At 50.8% G+C, this 19,030-nt stretch carries 26 protein-coding genes and 2 pseudogenes; 15 read left to right on the top strand and 13 right to left on the bottom strand.

All coding sequences use genetic code 11. The features are described from left to right. Window positions 1-7 precede the first annotated feature (7 nt). From H7A79_RS08725 to H7A79_RS08700, 6 genes are all read left to right on the top strand, one after another. The gene (locus tag H7A79_RS08725) at window positions 8-400 is read left to right on the top strand and encodes a hypothetical protein (protein ID WP_353663614.1); all 393 of its coding nucleotides are present in this window, start codon (window positions 8-10) and stop codon (window positions 398-400) included. A gap of 55 nt (window positions 401-455) precedes the next feature. Further along, window positions 456-872 carry a hypothetical protein gene (locus tag H7A79_RS08720; RefSeq protein WP_186999972.1) on the top strand — a complete coding sequence of 139 codons (417 nt, stop codon included), beginning with the start codon at window positions 456-458 and terminating at the stop codon, window positions 870-872. Continuing rightward, window positions 869-1,138, top strand: a complete 270-nt coding sequence (locus tag H7A79_RS08715; protein WP_186999971.1) for a hypothetical protein — start codon at window positions 869-871, stop codon at window positions 1,136-1,138. The genes H7A79_RS08720 and H7A79_RS08715 overlap by 4 nt, the downstream gene beginning before the upstream one ends. 58 nt (window positions 1,139-1,196) lie before the next feature. Then, window positions 1,197-1,970 (top strand): peptidoglycan-binding protein, encoded by a 774-nt coding sequence (locus H7A79_RS08710; protein WP_246407839.1) that lies wholly within the window; start codon window positions 1,197-1,199, stop codon window positions 1,968-1,970. Further along, window positions 1,970-2,494, top strand: a complete 525-nt coding sequence (locus H7A79_RS08705; protein WP_186999970.1) for a hypothetical protein — start codon at window positions 1,970-1,972, stop codon at window positions 2,492-2,494. The genes H7A79_RS08710 and H7A79_RS08705 overlap by 1 nt, the downstream gene beginning before the upstream one ends. Before the next feature lie 319 nt (window positions 2,495-2,813). Beyond that, a complete protein-coding gene (locus H7A79_RS08700) occupies window positions 2,814-3,017 on the top strand; it encodes a hypothetical protein (protein ID WP_186999969.1) in 204 nt (67 codons plus the stop codon). A gap of 64 nt (window positions 3,018-3,081) precedes the next feature. On the opposite strand, the gene H7A79_RS08695 is transcribed toward H7A79_RS08700, so the two are convergent. The 9 genes and pseudogenes from H7A79_RS08695 to H7A79_RS08655 all read right to left on the bottom strand — a co-directional run bounded on the left by H7A79_RS08695 (window position 3,082) and on the right by H7A79_RS08655 (window position 8,475). Next, entirely contained in the window at window positions 3,082-3,498 is a 417-nt protein-coding gene (locus H7A79_RS08695) for a type II toxin-antitoxin system HicB family antitoxin (RefSeq protein ID WP_186999968.1), read from the bottom strand. Between the two features lie 52 nt (window positions 3,499-3,550). Then, a complete protein-coding gene (locus H7A79_RS08690; RefSeq protein ID WP_186999967.1) occupies window positions 3,551-3,733 on the bottom strand; it encodes a type II toxin-antitoxin system HicA family toxin in 183 nt (60 codons plus the stop codon). 320 nt (window positions 3,734-4,053) lie between these two features. Then, window positions 4,054-5,421, bottom strand: a complete 1,368-nt coding sequence (gene xseA / locus H7A79_RS08685; RefSeq protein ID WP_186999966.1) for an exodeoxyribonuclease VII large subunit — start codon at window positions 5,419-5,421, stop codon at window positions 4,054-4,056. 129 nt (window positions 5,422-5,550) lie between these two features. After that, window positions 5,551-6,195 (bottom strand): annotated as a pseudogene (locus H7A79_RS08680) (IS1595 family transposase). A gap of 31 nt (window positions 6,196-6,226) precedes the next feature. Beyond that, window positions 6,227-6,712 (bottom strand): tyrosine-type recombinase/integrase, encoded by a 486-nt coding sequence (locus H7A79_RS08675; RefSeq protein WP_246407836.1) that lies wholly within the window; start codon window positions 6,710-6,712, stop codon window positions 6,227-6,229. Between the two features lie 69 nt (window positions 6,713-6,781). Next, window positions 6,782-7,433, bottom strand: a pseudogene (locus H7A79_RS08670) (IS1595 family transposase). 35 nt (window positions 7,434-7,468) lie between these two features. Then, entirely contained in the window at window positions 7,469-7,708 is a 240-nt protein-coding gene (locus tag H7A79_RS08665; protein WP_246408166.1) for a hypothetical protein, read from the bottom strand. After that, the gene (locus H7A79_RS08660) at window positions 7,651-7,911 is read right to left on the bottom strand and encodes a helix-turn-helix domain-containing protein (RefSeq protein WP_246407834.1); all 261 of its coding nucleotides are present in this window, start codon (window positions 7,909-7,911) and stop codon (window positions 7,651-7,653) included. The genes H7A79_RS08665 and H7A79_RS08660 overlap by 58 nt, the downstream gene beginning before the upstream one ends. A gap of 21 nt (window positions 7,912-7,932) precedes the next feature. Then, window positions 7,933-8,475 (bottom strand): hypothetical protein, encoded by a 543-nt coding sequence (locus H7A79_RS08655; protein ID WP_246407831.1) that lies wholly within the window; start codon window positions 8,473-8,475, stop codon window positions 7,933-7,935. Between the two features lie 166 nt (window positions 8,476-8,641). Between H7A79_RS08655 and H7A79_RS08650 the strand changes: the two genes are divergently transcribed. Further along, window positions 8,642-9,292 (top strand): IS1595 family transposase, encoded by a 651-nt coding sequence (locus H7A79_RS08650; protein WP_186999880.1) that lies wholly within the window; start codon window positions 8,642-8,644, stop codon window positions 9,290-9,292. 214 nt (window positions 9,293-9,506) lie between these two features. Here the strand turns inward: H7A79_RS08650 and H7A79_RS08645 are convergent, their stop codons facing one another. Beyond that, on the bottom strand, window positions 9,507-9,719 hold the full coding sequence (locus H7A79_RS08645) for a hypothetical protein (protein ID WP_186999965.1): 213 nt from the start codon (window positions 9,717-9,719) through the stop codon (window positions 9,507-9,509). A 44-nt stretch (window positions 9,720-9,763) separates the two neighbouring features. On the opposite strand from H7A79_RS08645, the gene H7A79_RS08640 reads away from it, so the two are divergent. Beyond that, window positions 9,764-10,105 carry a phosphoglycerate kinase gene (locus H7A79_RS08640; RefSeq protein WP_186999964.1) on the top strand — a complete coding sequence of 114 codons (342 nt, stop codon included), beginning with the start codon at window positions 9,764-9,766 and terminating at the stop codon, window positions 10,103-10,105. 293 nt (window positions 10,106-10,398) lie between these two features. On the opposite strand, the gene H7A79_RS08635 is transcribed toward H7A79_RS08640, so the two are convergent. Next, window positions 10,399-11,559 (bottom strand): polyamine ABC transporter substrate-binding protein, encoded by a 1,161-nt coding sequence (locus tag H7A79_RS08635; RefSeq protein WP_186999963.1) that lies wholly within the window; start codon window positions 11,557-11,559, stop codon window positions 10,399-10,401. Window positions 11,560-11,872: 313 nt separating this feature from the next. Here H7A79_RS08635 and H7A79_RS08630 point away from each other — a divergent pair, with 313 nt between their 5' ends. Next, entirely contained in the window at window positions 11,873-12,391 is a 519-nt protein-coding gene (locus tag H7A79_RS08630) for an RNA pyrophosphohydrolase (protein WP_135033277.1), read from the top strand. On the opposite strand, the gene H7A79_RS08625 is transcribed toward H7A79_RS08630, so the two are convergent. Beyond that, the gene (locus tag H7A79_RS08625; protein WP_135033276.1) at window positions 12,363-12,551 is read right to left on the bottom strand and encodes a hypothetical protein; all 189 of its coding nucleotides are present in this window, start codon (window positions 12,549-12,551) and stop codon (window positions 12,363-12,365) included. The genes H7A79_RS08630 and H7A79_RS08625 overlap by 29 nt on opposite strands. 354 nt (window positions 12,552-12,905) lie before the next feature. Here H7A79_RS08625 and H7A79_RS08620 point away from each other — a divergent pair, with 354 nt between their 5' ends. From H7A79_RS08620 to H7A79_RS08595, 6 genes are all read left to right on the top strand, one after another. Beyond that, entirely contained in the window at window positions 12,906-13,358 is a 453-nt protein-coding gene (locus H7A79_RS08620; protein WP_186999962.1) for a DUF7832 domain-containing protein, read from the top strand. A gap of 21 nt (window positions 13,359-13,379) precedes the next feature. Then, entirely contained in the window at window positions 13,380-14,435 is a 1,056-nt protein-coding gene (locus H7A79_RS08615; RefSeq protein ID WP_186999961.1) for a glycosyltransferase family 4 protein, read from the top strand. A 12-nt stretch (window positions 14,436-14,447) separates the two neighbouring features. Continuing rightward, window positions 14,448-15,017, top strand: coding sequence for a D-glycero-beta-D-manno-heptose 1,7-bisphosphate 7-phosphatase (gene gmhB / locus H7A79_RS08610; protein WP_186999960.1), 570 nt, complete (start codon window positions 14,448-14,450; stop codon window positions 15,015-15,017). A gap of 75 nt (window positions 15,018-15,092) precedes the next feature. Continuing rightward, window positions 15,093-15,743 (top strand): IS1595 family transposase, encoded by a 651-nt coding sequence (locus H7A79_RS08605; protein WP_186999959.1) that lies wholly within the window; start codon window positions 15,093-15,095, stop codon window positions 15,741-15,743. Window positions 15,744-16,226: 483 nt separating this feature from the next. Beyond that, complete coding sequence (locus H7A79_RS08600) at window positions 16,227-16,961, top strand: lysophospholipid acyltransferase family protein (protein ID WP_186999958.1); 735 nt, start codon at window positions 16,227-16,229, stop codon at window positions 16,959-16,961. A gap of 129 nt (window positions 16,962-17,090) precedes the next feature. Beyond that, the gene (locus tag H7A79_RS08595) at window positions 17,091-17,780 is read left to right on the top strand and encodes a M48 family metallopeptidase (RefSeq protein WP_186999957.1); all 690 of its coding nucleotides are present in this window, start codon (window positions 17,091-17,093) and stop codon (window positions 17,778-17,780) included. A gap of 251 nt (window positions 17,781-18,031) precedes the next feature. On the opposite strand, the gene H7A79_RS08590 is transcribed toward H7A79_RS08595, so the two are convergent. Next, window positions 18,032-18,859, bottom strand: coding sequence for an undecaprenyl-diphosphate phosphatase (locus H7A79_RS08590; protein WP_135036226.1), 828 nt, complete (start codon window positions 18,857-18,859; stop codon window positions 18,032-18,034). Window positions 18,860-19,030 lie beyond the last annotated feature (171 nt).

Raw genomic sequence — 19,030 nt, 5'->3', positions numbered from 1 at the left:
CCTTTTTATGAAAGGAGCCGTTATGGCCAAAGCCAATCAGCAGGTTATTTTGGGTATCGACCATGAAATTTTCGATGAAGAAACCGATGTGGCCGAAACATTTCACGTTGTGCGCTATGTGTCGCTAGACCTTGTCAATCACAATCATACCGTTGCGGTAGACAGCTACGCCCGCCAACGCACTTACGAGCGCGGCGGGCGTGCCGTGGGCAGCCAGCAATTCAGCCTGAGCGGGCAACTGCCGCGCGGTGTCGATCTGCTCGACTGGGTGTATCAGGCAATCGTGGCTCCCGTGCGGGAAGGGGAAACCGATGCCTACGGCCAACCCGCAACCGGCAATGTGTTCACGGGGGCAAAACTGGTTTATGCCGCTTTGCCGGAGCAGGCCGCCGCCGAATAACCCGCGCAGGCGGGTATTTTTATGCCCGCCGTTTTGATAAAGAAAGGGGGAAATAATGCCGGTAAACACAACGGCAACCGCATCAAACTATGCGCTCAATGTCGGCGCAATCGGGGTGGTGGGTACTTTTATCGGAATGCCATTGGATGCCTTAATACTGGGCGCGTTTGCAGGCGCGGCAGCCCACGGGCTCAACCGCGCAGGCAAACGCAGCAACGGGATGGCTACCATTATTGCCGGCACCCTGCTGGCAGGTGCGTTTTCGCCTGCCGTGGTAGGCTGGCTGGTGCATTATTTCGATTTCGGCGATACCGAATCCGAAACCGCCATGCTTAAGCCTTTGGTGCCGGTTTTAATCGGAGCGGCATGGCCGTGGCTGATGGCCATGATTTCAGACGGCCTCAAGCAGGTTTGGGCGGCTTTTGTCGGGCGCGTGGTAAAGCTGATTGAATTTTTCGGAGGCGACAGATGAAAACCGTGTTTCTTTGGTTGAACATGATCTCGGCAGGCGTGATATTTGTGCATTGCGTGTGCCGTTTGTCGGTGCGGCGGTGGAATTGGCGGCAGCCCGAATTATGGGCGCACGCCGTGCTGTGCGGCGGCTCTGTGGGCGTGATCGGGCATGGCTTAGCGCAGGGCGGCGTGGCGCACCCTGCCGAAATCATCATCAATTGCGGCACAGCCGCTTATTTTTTATCGCAAACATGGCGGCTGATGCTGTTGATGCGGTTTAAATAACCCGACAGGCCGTCTGACAACAGACGGCTTTTCCTTGTATTGAAACGGAGTAAACAAAATGGCTAAATACGGCAGCAAAGGGTCAAAGGTGCGCGCGCTGCAACACGCGCTGGGATTGCTGATAGACGGCAGTTTCGGCGGCAACACAAAAAATGCGGTGGTGGCATTTCAGATGGACAACCGACTGCCCGGCAGCGGCATTGCCGACGATAAAACATGGGCGGCTCTGCTGCCCAAGCTGCGGCAGCGCGAAGCCGTGCCCGCCAGCCGGGCGGTGTTTTTCGGCGAGCTTCGCAAAACCTTGTTTAGAAACGGCATTAAACAAAATCAGGTAAACGGCATCAACCGCCTGCTCGATGTGTTGGAAAACAGCAGAATCGGCGTAAATCATGCCGCCTATATGCTGGCAACAGCCTACCACGAAACCGCCGGCACCATGCAGCCCATTGAAGAATACGGCAAAGGCAAAGGCTGCGACTACGGCCGCCGCCTGAAAATGAACCGGCAACCCTATAGCGCGGCCCTGCCGATTTACTACGGGCGCGGCTATGTGCAATTAACATGGTATGAAAACTACGAAAAAGCAGGCAGAAAACTGGGCTTGGATCTGCTGCGCAATCCCGATTTGGCTTTACTGCCCGATCACGCCGCCGCCATTATGATTTTCGGCATGGCCGAAGGTTGGTTTACCGGCAAAAAGCTCACCGATTATATCGGCGAACATGCCGCAAACTATGTGGGCGCGCGCCGCATCATCAACGGCAACGACAAAGCGGGCGAAATCGCCTTTGTGGCGGTTGCATTCGAGCTTGCCTTGCGGAGGGCTAAATAATGTGGGCACGGGTTGTCAAAAATCCCCTCACCGCCGCTTTGGCCGCTTTGTGCCTTTTGCTTGCGGCGGCCGTTGTGGGGCAGGCCGCCTACCGGCACTTTGTTTCCAGCCCCGCACAATACCGTGCCGGGCAGGCCGACAAAGCCGCCGAAATATCCCGCTCGCTTGCCGCCGCCCGGGCCGAACAGGCCGCCGAAACGCTGGCAAAAGAGCGCAAACAGGCCGCAGCATTGGCCGCTGCGCAAGCCGAAATCGAAAAGGAAAAGCAAAATGCACAAACTGCTGTTAATCATCTGCGCCGCGAGCTTGGCCGCGTGCAGCAATATGCCGCCGCTCAAAGCGGCCGCCGAAACCTGCCCGCAGCCGCCGCAAGTGCCGGCGCACCTGATGAAACCTCTGCCTGGGGCTGGCAGCTATTCGGAAAATGCGCGGCTGAATATGCAGCAATGGCAGAAGCAGCCGACCACCAGCGCAACGATTTGGCCGAATGGCAGGCATACGGGCGCACGGTATCCGGCGATTAATCACAGGCCGCCGCAAAAAAAAGCATATTTAATTGAATTTAATGGATAAATTTAAAAAAAGACTTGCTTTTATTTTTAGTATAAACTATAATTTAATTATCGATTAAGAGCTTCCTAAATAAGAAATCCCGCTGCACCAACAGCGGGAAATCCAAGAAAGAAAGGAGGTGATAAAGATGCAGAAGTTCTTAATCTTCGCGATTCTGTTACTACTCGCTACCAACGCTTACTAACAGAATATTTTGATTAACCAAACAGGGCGGTTAAGGAGGCCGCCCATCTGCCTTTCTTTAAATTATCTTATCCAAAGAAGAATGCCATGTCAAATGAAGAAGCCAAAAAACGCTACGCCAAAACCGCCACCCGTATCAATCAGGCCAAGCTCGACAACGGCGTGTATAAACAATTTGCCGTGAAAGGCAGGGCAGAAGATATAAACATCATTCTTGCCGCCATCGAAAAAGCAGGTGGCAGCAAAACGCAAGCCCTGCTGAAAATCTGCCGCGAGTGGTTGGATTCCTGAAATAAAGGCCGTCTGAAAACAGGCGGCCTCTGCATGGTCTGTATAGGAAAGTCAGGTTAAGGGTTTAAGAAAAGCTGATGTTCAGACGCTTGCCGAGCTTGCCGGCAGCTTTTTCCAAAAAATCGATTTTCGTATTATGGCGCAAATCCAGCAGGCGGTCGATTTGCGGCATATGCACGTCCAAACGCCGCGCCATTTCTGCTTTTTTTACATTTTGCGCCAGCATTTCGTTCAGCAGCAGCACTTTGGCGGTTTCCAATGCCGGCAACACCACAACCTGCCGCCCGTCGTTACCAGACGGCAGCGGCACTTCGCGGCGGTCTGCAAAATAACCTTCCAAAGCGCAAATCAGGCCGTCTGCCGCCTCGATTCCGGCAGATGCTTCATCTTCGCCCACGGCAACCGCTTCCGGAATATCAGGAAACGTAACCAAGAAAGTGCCGTTGTCGTCCGGTGTCAAAATATAGCGATAGGCCAACATATTCATACCTCTTGCAAATTATCATGATGGCAAGCCCTTACGGGCCTGCCTTTTATTTCAAATCTAAATCTTTTTTGATTTTGTTTACCAGCCCCGTGCCGATTTCTTTGCTGCCGTGGTTCGGGAAAACCGATGTTTTATTACCTAATCTGATAAGTTGGTGGCTGCCGCGTTTCTGCGTGGTAAATTCTACGCCTTGAGAGAGCAGCCACTTTCTGAATTCACTGTATTTCATTCACACCTCCTTTCCTATACAGTAAGCGTACAATACAACAAAAATGTTATATTGTCAAGTAAAATAAACATTTTTGTTGTATTTTTGTATGTAACACAATGCACACTTTTTTGTTTGAGTTATACTTTTTACTTGAAATTGGTTGCTATTTAAAATAATTATTTTAAACATAAGATTTTGAATTAATTTAATTTTAAAAATCCCCGTGGGCGTGCCAGATTCCAAAGCTTTTTGCATATTGTGAAGAGCTTGATTTTTTATTTTATCGGATCCGCAGAATTCGGGCTTTTTTCTGATTTGGCAGCTGCGGCGCAGTGTGTTTATGTGTAATCGAATAAATCCGGTTGCGCTGTTTCACCGGTAACGCGCACATTGGTTTCTCCATCGGCAAACGCGATATGCAGTTTCTGCCCCTGCTTCAACGCCGCTGCGCTGCGGATGAGTTGGCCGCGGCTGTTTTTGACTACTGAAAAGCCGCGTTCGAGAATATGTTGCGGCGACACGGCTTCGAGCAGGGCGGCCTGTTTTTCCAACCGTTGTGTGTGGTTGGCGAATAGAGTGTTCCAATGCTGCTTTAAGGCCGTCTGAAAATTTTGTATATCGCGTGCGGTGCCGGAAATATTGGGGCGCAGATAGGCTAGTTGCTGCTGTTGGCGGGAAAGCCGTTGTGTATTGAAGCGGTGGTGGTTTTGCATGGCAAAGTGCAGTGATTGCGCCAGCGTGTGTAGTTGGGTGCGCTGCTCGTTTAATTTCTGTTGCGGGGGGCGGATTTGGCGGGCAAGCCAGTCGGTTTTTTGGCTGGCATCATAATAGCGCTGCTGTAAGGCGGTTTTCAGACGGCCTTGTGCCTGAGTCAGTTTGTACAGCGATTCCAAGCGGTTGGGGCTGACCAGCTCGGCCGCTCCGGTGGGGGTAGGGGCGCGTTTGTCGGCAACGAAATCGGCCAGCGTGAAATCGGTTTCATGGCCGATGCCGCTTACCACCGGAGTCGGGCAGGCCTCAATGGCGCGTACTACAGCTTCTTCGTTAAACGACCACAAATCTTCAATACTGCCTCCGCCCCGGCATACGATTAGTACATCTACCTCATTGCGCGCTGCGGCCGTCTGAACGGCTTGGGCGATTTGCAGTCCGCTGCCCGCCCCCTGAACGGGAGTGGGGTAAACCAATACGGGGATTTCCGGTGCGCGCCGCTTCAGGGTGGACACTACATCGCGCAGGGCTGCTGCCGCCAAGCTGGTTACGATACCGATGGCGCGCGGATGGGCGGGAAGCGGTTTTTTGCGCTTTGCGGCAAACACGCCTTCGGCTTGCAGCTTGGCTTTCAGCTTTTCATAGGCTTCGTAGAGTTGCCCCAAGCCGTTTAAGCGTATTTCACTAACGTTAATCTGAAACTCGCCGCGTGTTTCATAAATGCCGATACGGCCGGTCAGCTCGATGTGGCTGCCTTCTTTCAGGGGGGGCGCCAGTTTTGCCGCCGTGCCTTTAAACATGGCGCAGCGCACCTGCGCTCGGCTGTCTTTGAGCGAAAAATAATAATGCCCGCTGGCAGCGCGGGTGAGGTTGGACACTTCGCCTGCCACCCACAGACCGAACAGGTTTTCTTCCAGCAGGTTTTTGGCCAAAGCGTTCAATTCGGAAACGGAAACGGCAGAGGAGGACAGTGCAGAGGAGGACAGTTTGGACATGGCAGGGTGTTTTAAAAAAGTTAGGGCGGCATTATATAGCGAATCGGTTTCTTTCCATACAGGGCGGGAGATGCAGCCGTGCAGCGAAAAACAATAATTAAGGCTCTAGACTAGCAGCTTTATATAAATTTACTTTAAAAGCCCCCAAAGTTCGTGACTCAGTTCATCAGAGTTTCGGTTCCATCGCCATCCGCATTCCCTCAGGTGCAAATCAAAGTTTTTGGTTACGCCGTTGAATTTGGCGGGCCTTAGTTTGGTAAAACTCCGGAAGCTTTCAATACCATTGATGCGCCCGGTACCATCTGCAAACTCATTTTGTCCGTGATTAACGCACAAATGTAGAGTAGCCGGCTTATCGACCAGGCCGCTGTAACCGCGCCGGCTATCAGAATAAAAACACTCTCCAGAGAGACCTTTCCCAATATAACAGCTTGAAGTGTTTGCTTTTTACAATCAGGAACGATTTCGGTATAAACCCTGCCGTCTCTTTCGAAAATACCAAAGACGGGTTGTTTAAGCGTTCCTCTGCCACGCTTTGACTCGCCATGGAAACCGCGCTACAAATAGCTTTCATCAACCTTTATGCTGCCGTATAACAGGTCTTTTTGCCCGCTTTGGCAGCAGTATATTTCGTGTCTGAAAATGCGATACCGGTGGTTGATGGTATTGCGGTTGAAGCCTGTCGGCAAAGCGGTTTTGAGGCTTCTATACCGACACAAAAATGCTTGATAATTTTTTGAGCTGATGGTCACTTAACTTGGTGTTATATTTCATTTTTCCAGGCTAACAGAGCTATTCTGCTAGTCTAGAGCCTCACAAAAACATATTTGGAATGTTTCCCTATCTGCCACCTTAAATCCCCAATCGTGGCTTCATTTAAAACAACACCCAAAGCTTTTCCAGCTTTCATCTCATCAGGATAATACCAAGCAACTTGACGATCTAAATCTATTTGGTCCCACTTAAGATTTAAAACATTACTTTGTCTTAAACCAGTATTAAGACTAAATATAATCAGATCGGCGAAGTACCTTGGTTTTGCTACCCCTATCAGCCTTTGTGCTTCAGCAGACTTTAACCAGCGAACTCGCCCTTCATTCTCTTTGTATTTTTCTATCAATGGTGCTTTGTCTATCCATTTCCATTTTTTTGCAGCTGCATTCAAAATAGAAATGATAAGAGATAAATAGCGGTTCTTTGTACTGTCTTTGCAATTCAGATTCCCCACCACACTCATCACGAACTCGTTATCAATGTGATGCAAATAAACTCCCCTGAATTGTGTCAGCATTCGTATTTTCGACTTGTCGTCTTCTATACTTCTTTTTGCCGCCTTTTCTTTAGGGGCTGTCCTAGATAACTAGAACAAATCCTGCTTTACTAATTGTTTTAAAATAGAAATTTGAAATTTTATCTCACTGTTGTTAAAACGCCATTCACACTCTTTCAAATACAGTTCAAAATGCTCTTTGGGAATGCCGTTAAACTTGCGTAAATGGCGTTTTGCTTGGTTCCAAAAGTTCTCAATTCCGTTAATGTGATTTTATCGCTCAGCAAAATGTGTGCTGTGATTGATCCGAAAATGTGAAAATTCGCTCACATCAAGAACGTCATAACTTTTGTAACAATCGGTATAAACAATGCTATCAGGCTTCACTTGCTCGCGGATAATTGGCAATAAAGTCGCAGTTTGTGTATTGGGTACGGCAACGGTGTAAACCTTACCATTACGCTTCAAAAGCCCGAATACAGCCACTTTGCCAGCCGCACCGCGACCACGTTTGCCTTTGCGTTGTCCGCCAAAATAGCTTTCATCAACTTCTACTTCACCATCAAGCATTTCCAGATGTGGACTGTATGTGATAGATAAGTAAGCGCAAACGGTGGAAGTAATAGGCAGCGGTATTTTTATTGACGCTAACTAATTGCGCCGCTGTGCGAGCGGTAACACCTGCAACAAATAGTTCAATCAGTTTGTTTTGCTTGTACTGACTTAAACGACTTTTTCTCATAGGGACTATTCTAACCTGAAGTTAAATTTCCCTAGTTATCTAGTACAGCCCCTTTCTTTAAGCCACTTTAAAGCGGCTTCATCCCATAAACGCTTAGGCTTTTCGCCAAGTTCGGAAACCCGCCAAGCATCATGCTTAAGTTTATCTCTCAGTTCTTCAGCTGATTTTTTGTCTTTTGTACGAGCAGAGCGTCTAACTCTTTTTCCGCTGGGTGTTGTCAAGTCAATGTACCAGATACCGCTCCTACGGCGATATAATCCTTCAGTTTTAAGCATTTTTCTTCACTCCTGCTTTCGAGTGAAGCCTGCAATTGTGCATTTTGCAAACCACACAGAAAAGCGTCAAGGGCAGGCTGAGTTATACAGTATTTGCGGCCGGGTTTGGATGCGGCAATCCGGCCGGCACGGATATGTTCCCGTATCGTTTCGGGATGGCATTTGCAGTAGGCCGCCGCTTCGGTTACATCGTAGGTTTTCACAGTGATGCTCCATATACGGTTTCATACACGGGGTAGGTGGCGGTTTTCAGAAACTCCGCCAGCTTTCTGACCGCCAAATGCCGTTTGATTTTCGGCTCGATTATCAGATAGTCTGCGGCAGAAACGTAAAAAAGCAGGCAGTGGAATCTGCCTGCTTCTGTCTGTACCGGTAACAGCCGGTAATGCGGGTAGCCGGTTTGGCGGCGGGGTGTATCCCGCAGAGACTTTGACGGTGCGGACGGCGGGGGCAGCTTCAATCAGCATCCGATTTCTCCCGTGTTTTTCCCTATCGTTATCACTTTTTTGATACTCCAACACATAAAAAACACGACATAATGACCCAACAATCAGACAGGCACCGGCGGTGCGCCATTCGCAATCTGCAACATGGCGCCACGCTTGGTGCGAAAAAGCAAAGACTGCGGCGGCAATTTGAAAAGAAAAGGAAAACAGACAGAACAGCATTGCCGCCAAGCCTGCCAACGATTCACCGGCTGCTTTTTCGATCATTTCCATTTCTTTTTTTAACGATTTGAGAAAAAACACCGGCAGCACAAAAGCCAAAACCAGCCTGCTCATTAAAGAAACAATATACCGGGCGCGGGTAAGAAAAGATTTGCCCCATGACGGCAAACTTCCGACCAAATGTAAAATACCCCGGCAAAAGAAATAAAAATTGGGGCTGTACTAGATAACTAGGGAAATTTAACTTCAGGTTAGAATAATCCCTATGAGAAAAAGTCGTTTAAGTCAGTACAAGCAAAACAAACTGATTGAACTATTTGTTGCAGGTGTTACCGCTCGCACAGCGGCGCAATTAGTTAGCGTCAATAAAAATACCGCTGCCTATTACTTCCACCGTTTGCGCTTACTTATCTATCACAACAGCCCGCATCTGGAAATGCTTGATGGTGAAGTAGAAGTTGATGAAAGCTATTTTGGCGGACAACGCAAAGGCAAACGTGGTCGCGGTGCGGCTGGCAAAGTGGCTGTATTCGGGCTTTTGAAGCGTAATGGTAAGGTTTACACCGTTGCCGTACCCAATACACAAACTGCGACTTTATTGCCAATTATCCGCGAGCAAGTGAAGCCTGATAGCATTGTTTATACCGATTGTTACAAAAGTTATGACGTTCTTGATGTGAGCGAATTTTCACATTTTCGGATCAATCACAGCACACATTTTGCTGAGCGACAAAATCACATTAACGGAATTGAGAACTTTTGGAACCAAGCAAAACGCCATTTACGCAAGTTTAACGGCATTCCCAAAGAGCATTTTGAACTGTATTTGAAAGAGTGTGAATGGCGTTTTAACAACAGTGAGATAAAATTTCAAATTTCTATTTTAAAACAATTAGTAAAGCAGGATTTGTTCTAGTTATCTAGGACAGCCCCTAAAAATTTTTTCTTAATTCATCCATTACTATCCTCCTAATCACTCTTTAAGTGCCGGCAAAGTAATGCAGCCGCCAAAGACAAGTACCAAGGTCAGCATTCATTATTAGAAAGATTTTCCATAACAAAATAACCGAACAGGATTGAGGATAAAACCAACCACAAAACGTCTAAGAAAGAATTCCATTGGAGAACCCTCAAGTTACCAATAAAACGAACAGCATCATCAATACCAAAACCGCCGCAAATGCAATTGCCGGCAGCTTTTTCAGACGGCCTAAAAAGGCCTCGTTGGCCTCGGCGGTATCTTTGGCAATACGGGCGGATACCGCTGCATCAATACGCGGCTCCGCCTCCTGGACTCGGCTGCCGGCGCCGTTACGGCCAATCCCGCATTTCAGCTGCCGCATCCGATGGTTGTGTATTGTTACATTTTTTATGAAAGGAATGACAAATGGGACTTGGTATGTATGGTTATACCATGCGTGCAAAGTTTACGGGCGACAGGCAAACCGATGTGGTGCCGACCACCGAAGAAGAGCGCGAACAAGCGCAGGCTACCGATATTGCCTATTGGCGCAAATTCAACCACCTGCACGGACGGATGGAAAACCTGTATCGGGAAAAAGGCGGGGAAAATATCTTCAACTGCTGTACCGTCAGGCTGGAACGTGACGACTTGGAACGGCTGGAGCGGGCTTTGCCAAACAACGAACTGGAATATATGCTGGGCTTTGTCTTCGGTGGTGAGCACTGGGAAATCGGGGAATGGACATCTAGAAGTGCTCTATTCTGAATTGGCTGGAAAGTGGGTACACTTTTCAGATGTCCGTTGTGGTACATTTAGGCAGCTATTGATGAGCATATGGTGTTGAATATTGTGCAGAACCGATCTAGGGAAAAGAGAGAGAGCGGTTCAATTTCAGACCACAACTGCGGCTCGGTTTGGAGCAGAGTTGGTATATATGAAGTGAAAAAAGCTGCTTGAAGTGATCTAAGCAGCTTTCAACGTAGAGGTCGGAGGCCATCAGACTGTAGCCGTTCTTTTATGCTTCAAACAGTTATCTCTATAAGTTTCCGCATTCATACCTATTTGTTGGCTTTCAAACCCTGCCACAGGCGTACACTTAGTTTGACTGCATCGGGCGATTTGGGCAGTATCACGAAGCTCTTGGCTTTTGCTTCTTCGCCGGGGAAAATGGAGGCATCTTCGGCATACTGTTTTTCCATCAGTTCGCGTGCGGGTTTGCTGGCGGGGGCATAGGTAACGAAGTTGCCGTTTTGCGCGGCCACTTTAGGATCAAGCGTGTGGTTGATGTATTTGTGGGCATTGGCAACGTTTTGTGCGTCTTTCGGAATCATAAACGAATCAATCCAAATGCCCACGCCGGTTTTCGGGGTAAGCACTTCGATGTCCACGCCGTTTTTTGCATCTTTGGCGCGGTTTTTGGCAATGTTGAGATCGCCGCCGTAACCTACGGATACGCATAGGTTGCCTGCCGCCATATCATCAATATATCCCGAAGAGCTGAAGCGTTTGATGTCGGGGCGCACTTTTTTCATCAAGTCGATTGCGGCTTTCAAATCTTCGGCGTTTTCGCTGTTGGGATCTTTGCCCAAATAGTTCAAAGCCAGCGGAATCTGTTCAGTAGGACTGTCGAAAAAACTGATGCCGCACGTTTTCAGTTTGGCGGTGTATTCGGGGTTGAACACCAAATCCCACTCGTTGGCCGGCAGCCGGTCGGTGCCGAGTGCCTTCTTCACTTGGGCTTTATTGACGGCCAGTGTGTTGATTCCCCAAAAGTAGGGCACGGCGTATTTGTTGCCGGGATCGGTTTTGTCCATCATCGCCATCAGGTCGGGGTCGAGATTGGCGTAGTTGGGAATCAGGGTTTTGTCGATTTCCTGATAAGCGCCGGCTTTAATCTGGCGGCCTACCTTGGAAATCGAGGGGGCCACCAAGTCATAGCCTGATCTGCCGGTGAGTACTTTGGCTTCGAGCGTTTCGTTGCTGTCGTAATAGTCGTAACGCACTTTCACGCCGTTGTTTTTTTCAAATTCGGTGATGGTGGCGGGATCGACATAATCCGACCAGTTATAGATGTTGAGCTTGGCCGTGCCTTCGGCGGCAGTCTGCCGCTCGCTGCTTGCCGGTGTGCCGCCTGCCTGTTGGGTGCCGGAGCCGCCCGATCCGCCGCAGGCGGCCAGAAACAGGCTTGCCAGCGCAGAAAACAATAAAGTTTTTTTCATCTTTTTATCCTTCAAAAAACGTACCGTTTGTGCGGTACAAAAAAATAGAGAAATATGTAAACGGCACCTTGCCGCATACAGCAGGCGCCGGCTGGCCGGCGTAGTGCGGATTAAACGGCAAAAGCCTTTCAAATGCAATACTTTAGCGCGTAAAAACCAATGGGTTTCCACGCGCTTTCAGATAGGCGTTTCATCATAAACAAAAATTTTTTCCACACGGCTGTGAAGCTGCCGCGCACACCGTGGCGGATTTGTCAAAACCCCTGTACTTATGGGAAAATCACCTGATTGAATTTTATGCAAAGGGCGAACGATGCTCGACCGTGAAGGCTATCGCCCCAATGTCGGTATTATTTTAACCAATGACCGCAACGAGGTTTTTTGGGGCAAGCGTGTGCGCGAACACTCGTGGCAGTTTCCGCAAGGCGGCATCAAGCCGGGCGAAAGCCCTGAAACCGCGATGTACCGCGAGCTTCTTGAAGAGGTGGGCTTGCTGCCGCACCATGTGAAAATTTTGGGGCGTACACGCGATTGGTTGCGCTATGATGTGCCTTCGCACTGGGTGCGCCGCGAGTGGCGCGGTTCCTACCGCGGCCAAAAGCAGATTTGGTATCTGCTGCGTTTGGTCGGCCGCGAAAGCGATGTGCATCTGCGTGCCACCAGCCACCCGGAGTTTGACGGCTGGCGGTGGCACCAATATTGGGCGCCGATAGATGAGGTGATTGATTTTAAAAGAGAAGTATATGAAGGGGCATTGAGCGAGCTGTCGCGTTTTCTGCGCGGTTTGGAAACCCTGGAAGAATTTAACGGCAGGCAGCAGGCAGGCCGTTAGTGCGGCTGCCGATCGGGGTCTGATTGATTTCTGCTGCGGCATTGTTGCGCTTCGATTTGATGGGAACGGTTTTGCCGGCCTGAAATGCGGCAGCGAATCGGTTTTGCCATATTGGTATTGCTTGCGCCTGCACGGCGCCGGAAATAGGTGGATCCGCCATATCACCATGCCTTCAGGCCGTCTGAAAATATTTCCGGCAAGGCGGCCGGCAGTTTTTCAGACGGTCTGTTTTGCGCGGGCCGGAGTTTTCTGTTGCCGAAGGCCGGAGTCTCGGCAAAATACCTTAATGCCGTCTGAAAGAACCGGATGCCGTTATTTCTATTTCTGCGTGGGCGAAAGCTCGAGTGCAGATATTAAATTAATGGTTAATCAGCCGCTTAAGATGATAAACCGTGAGTTTTGTGCCCGCGCGGGGCAGTGCAGCGGGCTTGCCGGGCCAATAGCGGCACACAAACTGCTTGTGAGGTTTTTTGAATTTTAAAAAGCTTCAGGCCGTCTGAAAAAGGGCAGAGCCATGTATGACCATGTTCAATTCCACACTGACGAAAACTACCCCGCCGGTCTGCCGCCGGAAAACGCAGCCACCCATATCGGCATGTATTGGGCGTGGGCGGCATCGCAACACCTGTCCAACCCTGTTTGGCAGAGTGCGCCCGAAACCGCCGCCGACTTTGCCGCTATGCTCGAAGGCGGCATCAGCGGTGCCGAATTTTTGTGCCGGCATATGGGCGGCGCACTCACGCGCGAAGATTTTAATGAGTTTGGCCGGCGTTTTGCCGATTTTTATTACGATGATGAAGAAGAGGGCTACGGTGCGTTTATGGAAGACTATGTGCGCACCATGAACACGCCCGCACTCGAGAGTTTTTACCATGTTGCCGATAATGCCGAAAACCGCGCTGCTTTGGAAGCAGTATTCCAAGCCGCTTTTGAAGCCTGGGATGCCAGCCTGCGCAGCCAACATTGAAAGGCCGTCTGAAAGAGCCCTATGCCTGCAAAACCCTTAGCTTTCAGCATTAACTGCTTCCGCCGCGGCGGCGGCATGGAAAGCTACACTTTCGATTTGGTGCGCCATCTTGCCGGCAACGGCCGCAGCGTGCGCATTTATGCGGCGAAATTCGACACTGCCCTGCCCGAGTATGCCTGCATCGAACCCTGCCTGATTCGGCAAAGCCTGGTGCCTAAGAAGCTCAGGCCGTTTTTCTTTTCGGCACAATTGCAGCCGCACCGCCGGCCCGGGGAGCGGCTGATTGCCTGCAACCCCAGCGATCATGCCTCTGTGTTTGTTTGCGGCGGCACACATTTGGGCTATTTGCGCAGCATGGGCAAAAGTGCCGACCCGCTCGACAAATTAACCGTTTGCCGCAACCGCAGCAATTATGCCACCGCGCGCCTGATTATGGCGCACTCGGCACAGATGCAGCGCGAGCTGGTGGAGCTTTACGGCATCGATGCTGCCAAAATCCGCGTGGTTTACCCGCCCGCCGACACCCGCCGTTTTTACCCCGATGCCGGCTCGGCTGCCGCCGCGCGCCGCCGCTACGGTTTTCGCGATGATGAAACCGTTTTTCTGTTTCCGTCCACCGGCCATACGCGCAAAGGGTTGGGTTTGCTGGCCGCATTTTTCGAGCGCACCGATTTGCCGGTGAAGCTTGCCGTTGCAGGCTCGCCGCTGCCGCGCCCGATGAAAAACACGGTGGAGCTGGGCTTTTGCAACGATATGCCCGCGCTTTACCGTGCCGCCGACTACACCGTGATGGCATCGTTTTACGAGCCGTTCGGCCTGGTGGGCGTTGAATCGGTGTTGAGCGGCACCCGCGTGGTTTTGTCGGACAATATGGCCTGCACCGAAGTGATGAACGGCGGGGCAGGTTTTTTCTTTTCGCGCGAAAACCCCGAATCCCTGGCCGAAGCTGTGCGGCAGGCAGTAGCCCTCAAGCAGGCGGGCGGCCATAAAATTGCAGGGCCGCTGCAAGCCTTAACCTACAATCCCGATGTGGCGCACCACATTGCCGGGCTGGATGCCATGCTGCAGGCCGTCTGAACAGGAAAATACATGAAACTGATTATTCTCGACCGCGACGGCGTGATTAACCTCGACCGCGACGATTTCGTAAAATCCGCCGAAGAATGGGTGCCGGTAGAAGGCAGCATGGACGCTGTTGCCTTTCTCACCGAGGCAGGCTACACCCTTGCCGTGGCCACCAACCAATCGGGCATAAGCCGCAACTATTTCACTGTGGAAACGCTCACCGAGATGCATGCCAAAATGCACCGGCTGGTGCAGCAGGCAGGCGGCAAAATAGACGGCATCTGGTTTTGCCCGCACACGGCAGAAGACGGTTGCAACTGCCGCAAACCCAAACCCGGCATGATTACCGACATTATCGAGCGGTTTAACGCCGAAGCTGCCGAAACCTGGCTGGTGGGCGACAGCCTGCGCGATTTGCAGGCCATCGATGCGGCAGGCGGCAAACCCGCGCTGGTGCTCACCGGTAAGGGTAAAAAAACATTGGAGCGCGAGGGCGACAACCTGCCGGTGAGTACGCAGATATTCGACAACCTGCTGGCGTTTTCGCAATACGTTACCCGGCAGGAAAACGATAGGGAAACCAAAGAAAGCTGACGTTTGCCGGGTTAAAATAAAAAGGGGCTGTACTAGATAACTAGGGAAATTTAACTTCAGGTTAGAATAATCCCTATGAGAAAAAGTCGTTTAAGTCAGTACAAGCAAAACAAACTGATTGAACTATTTGTTGCAGGTGTTACCGCCCGCACAGCGGCGCAATTAGTTAGCGTCAATAAAAATACCGCTGCCTATTACTTCCACCGTTTGCGCTTACTTATCTATCACAACAGCCCGCATCTGGAAATGCTTGATGGTGAAGTAGAAGTTGATGAAAGCTATTTTGGCGGACAACGCAAAGGCAAACGTGGTCGCGGTGCGGCTGGCAAAGTGGCTGTATTCGGGCTTTTGAAGCGTAATGGTAAGGTTTACACCGTTGCCGTACCCAATACACAAACTGCGACTTTATTGCCAATTATCCGCGAGCAAGTGAAGCCTGACAGCATTGTTTATACCGATTGTTACAAAAGTTATGACGTTCTTGATGTGAGCGAATTTTCACATTTTCGGATCAATCACAGCACACATTTTGCTGAGCGACAAAATCACATTAACGGAATTGAGAACTTTTGGAACCAAGCAAAACGCCATTTACGCAAGTTTAACGGCATTCCCAAAGAGCATTTTGAACTGTATTTGAAAGAGTGTGAATGGCGTTTTAACAACAGTGAGATAAAATTTCAAATTTCTATTTTAAAACAATCAGTAAAGCAGGATTTGTTCTAGTTATCTAGGACAGCCCCAATAAAAATCTTGGCCAAACCTGCCTGAGTGCAGAGAATCCCGGTATTGCACACCCTTTTTTGTTTGGAGCCCGTTTTGTTTTTTTGAAGGCGGACGGAATGCCGGAAGAAGCGGCAAAGCGGTGTGGGTTGTGCGGATACCCAAAAACCACCAAACCATTGCTGCAACAGAAAACCAAAGTCTTCCGGCACAAAAAGTGCAAACAGGCAGGCCTTTCGGACACTCAAGGCCGTCTGAAAGGTTTTCAGACGGCCTTTTACAGTTGCAGTTGGTTGTTAACTGGGGGATTGGGTGTGGGAAAATAAAATCAAAGCGGTATGGCATGGCCTGGCACTCGGGCTGTGCAGCCGGCAGGGCAGGCTTCAGCGCCAAAGGCTGTCTGAAAATGCCTGCAACTAACCCGGCCTTTCTAACACGCAAGGCCGTCTGAAAACATCCGCAACCACAGAAATTTAGGAACTCCGAATGCTTTATCTGCGCAACTTTATCTATTGGCTGGTGCTGGTTTTGATTACCCCGCTGATGTTTGCCTTAATTCTGCCCGCCGCCCTGATACCCAAGGGAGCGAATTATGTGGGGCGCGCATGGGCGCTGGTGTTGGTGTGGCTGCTGAAAAACATTGTCGGCCTAAGATACCGAGTGGAAGGCATCGACAATATTCCCGCGCAACCTTCGATTATTTGTAGCAAGCACCAATCGGGCTGGGAAACGTTGGCGTTTCAAGAAATTTTTCCTCTGCACGTTTTCGTGGCCAAAAAAGAGTTGTTTAAAATCCCGTTTTTCGGTTGGGGCTTGAAACTGGCCAACACCATCGGCATAGACCGCAGCAACCGCGCCCAGGCCAACCGCCGGTTGATGGAGCAGGGCTTGGCGCGCAAAAAAGAAGGTTTTTGGATTGCCATCTTCCCCGAGGGCACCCGCCTGCCGCCCGGGCAGCGCGGCAAATACAAACTCGGCGGGGCGCGCATGGCGCAGATGTTTGAAATGGACTTGGTGCCGGTGGCGCTCAACAGCGGCGAATTTTGGCCGAAAAACTCGTTTTGGAAACACCCCGGCGAAATCACCGTGGTTATCGGCAAACCTGTTGCCTATAACGGCGGCACGCCCGAAGCCATCATGGTGCAATGCGAAAGCTGGATTGAAGCGCAGCAGCAAAAAATCGGCGGCAAGGGGCCGTTTGCTGCTGCAAAGGCCGTCTGAACCCCCGTTGTGTTTCGTTGCCGCCCTGCCTGTTATAGAAAAATTTGAAGCATTTGGGGCAATATTCATGTTATCAATCTGAAGCCTGAAGTATGAATCCCCCCACTTAATCATCCCCCGTTCAACCGTATGCCAATGCAGCTTACCCACACGCTTTCAGACGGCCTCTCTATCTGCATCGAACTGAAACGCAGTGCCAGGAAAAACATTATTCTTCGCCCGCACTCTGCCGACACCGTCCGCCTCAATGTGCCGCCTTATCTCGGCGGCAGGCAGTTAAAGGACTGGCTGGCCGGCAACGAACCCTTACTGCGGCAAGCCCTAAGCCGCCCCCCGCAGCCCGCCCCCGAAACCATGCCCGGGCATATTTGGTATCGCGGCGAACGGCATACCCTGCATACCCACAAACACGCACATATCTGCCACCAACCGCCGCAAATCTTACTGCCCGAAGCGTTATGGAGCCGGCAGAAAAGCCAATTATGCCGCTACCTGGCCGAACGCGCCGCCGAAACCCTGCTGCCGCGTTTGGCGCAACATGCCCAAGCCATGCGGCTGAACCCTGCCGCAACCGCGCTGAGCCATGCCAAAACCTTTTGGGGCGTTTGCCGCAGCCGCACCGGCATCCGTTTGAACTGGCGTTTGATCGGCGCGCCCGATTTCGTGGCGGATTATGTGTGCATACACGAACTCTGCCATCTTCCGCATCCCAACCACGGCCCGCATTTTTGGGAAATGGTCCACCGCTACACCCCGCATACTCGAGACGCTAAAAAGTGGTTGAAGCAGCATGGCAGCGAATTGTTTGTGTTGGGTTGAAAGCGGGCGGGAAAGCTGTATGGAACGGTAGCGGGTAAAGTTTCCGTTAAAATTTCCGTTAATGATTGGGTGTCACAGTGAAGCTGCTTATTAGCTTATGGCGCAGCAACACCGCGCTGCGCTGCATGGTTTTACCGATATGAAAAGCAGGGTAGTGAAATCGGAGTGAACCACAGGCAAAGGCCGTCTGAAAATATGTTCAGACGGCCTTCGTGATGGGCTTGGCGCAGCCGGGTGTTTTGGGAAAACGGTTACATTTCCGTCCAGTTTACCCAGCCTGTCAGCCAGGTAATCAGAATCAGGCTGCCGAAAACGATGCGGTAGTAGGCAAACGGCACATAGTTTCGGGTGGCCACGAATTTCAGCAGGGCTTTTACTGCCAAGAGGCCGGCGGCAAAGGCCGAAACAAAGCCTACTATAATCAGGCCGATATCTTGTGCGGAAAACAGGTGGAAATGCTTCAGCACATCGTAGGCGGTGGCGGCAATCATCACCGGCACGGCCAGAAAAAATGAAAATTCGGTGGCGGTTTTGCGCTCCAGCCCCCACAGCATACCGCCCATAATGGTGCTGCCCGAGCGCGAAGTGCCGGGAACCAGCGCGCATATTTGGGCGATGCCCACCACCAGTGCATCGCGGATACGCATATCGTCAATGCTGGTGACTTTCGGCGCAATACGGCTTTGGCGGTGTTCAATCCACAAAATGAGAAAGCCGCCGATAACCAGGGCGGTGGCCACGGTAATCGGGTTAAACAGAAAATGTTTGATTTGTTTGCTGAAAATCAGACCCACTACGGCGGCGGGGATAAAGGCCACGGCCAGGTTGACAACGAAGCGGTTCACCTGCCTGTCGCGGCCGATATGGGTGATAACATGGGTGAAACGGCGGCGGTATTCAAACACCACTGCCAGCACGGCTCCGAGTTGGATGGCGATTTCAAACACTTTGCCGTTACTTTTGAAATTGATTAAGTCGCCCGCCACAATCAGATGGCCGGTGCTGGAAATCGGCAGAAATTCGGTCAGGCCTTCGATAATGCCCAAAATCAGGGCTTTGAACAATAATAAGATATCCATAAAATCGGGCGTGGTTCTTTCAGACGGCCGGGCAGCTTTCAGACGGCCCCGCAAACATAAATTTCAGGCAGCCTCTCTCTATAGAAGGAAAGCCTGACCATCGGGCTGCAGAATCCGCCGGCATCTTTGCCCAACGGAACTGCGGTTCGGCATGGTGGTTAGGCTTTTTCT

Origin of the sequence: Neisseria musculi (assembly GCF_014297595.2) — a bacterium.
Lineage (GTDB): Bacteria > Pseudomonadota > Gammaproteobacteria > Burkholderiales > Neisseriaceae > Neisseria > Neisseria musculi.
The sequence above is the reverse complement of the archived record's forward strand: the minus strand, read 5'-3'. Positions and strand labels throughout refer to the sequence as shown.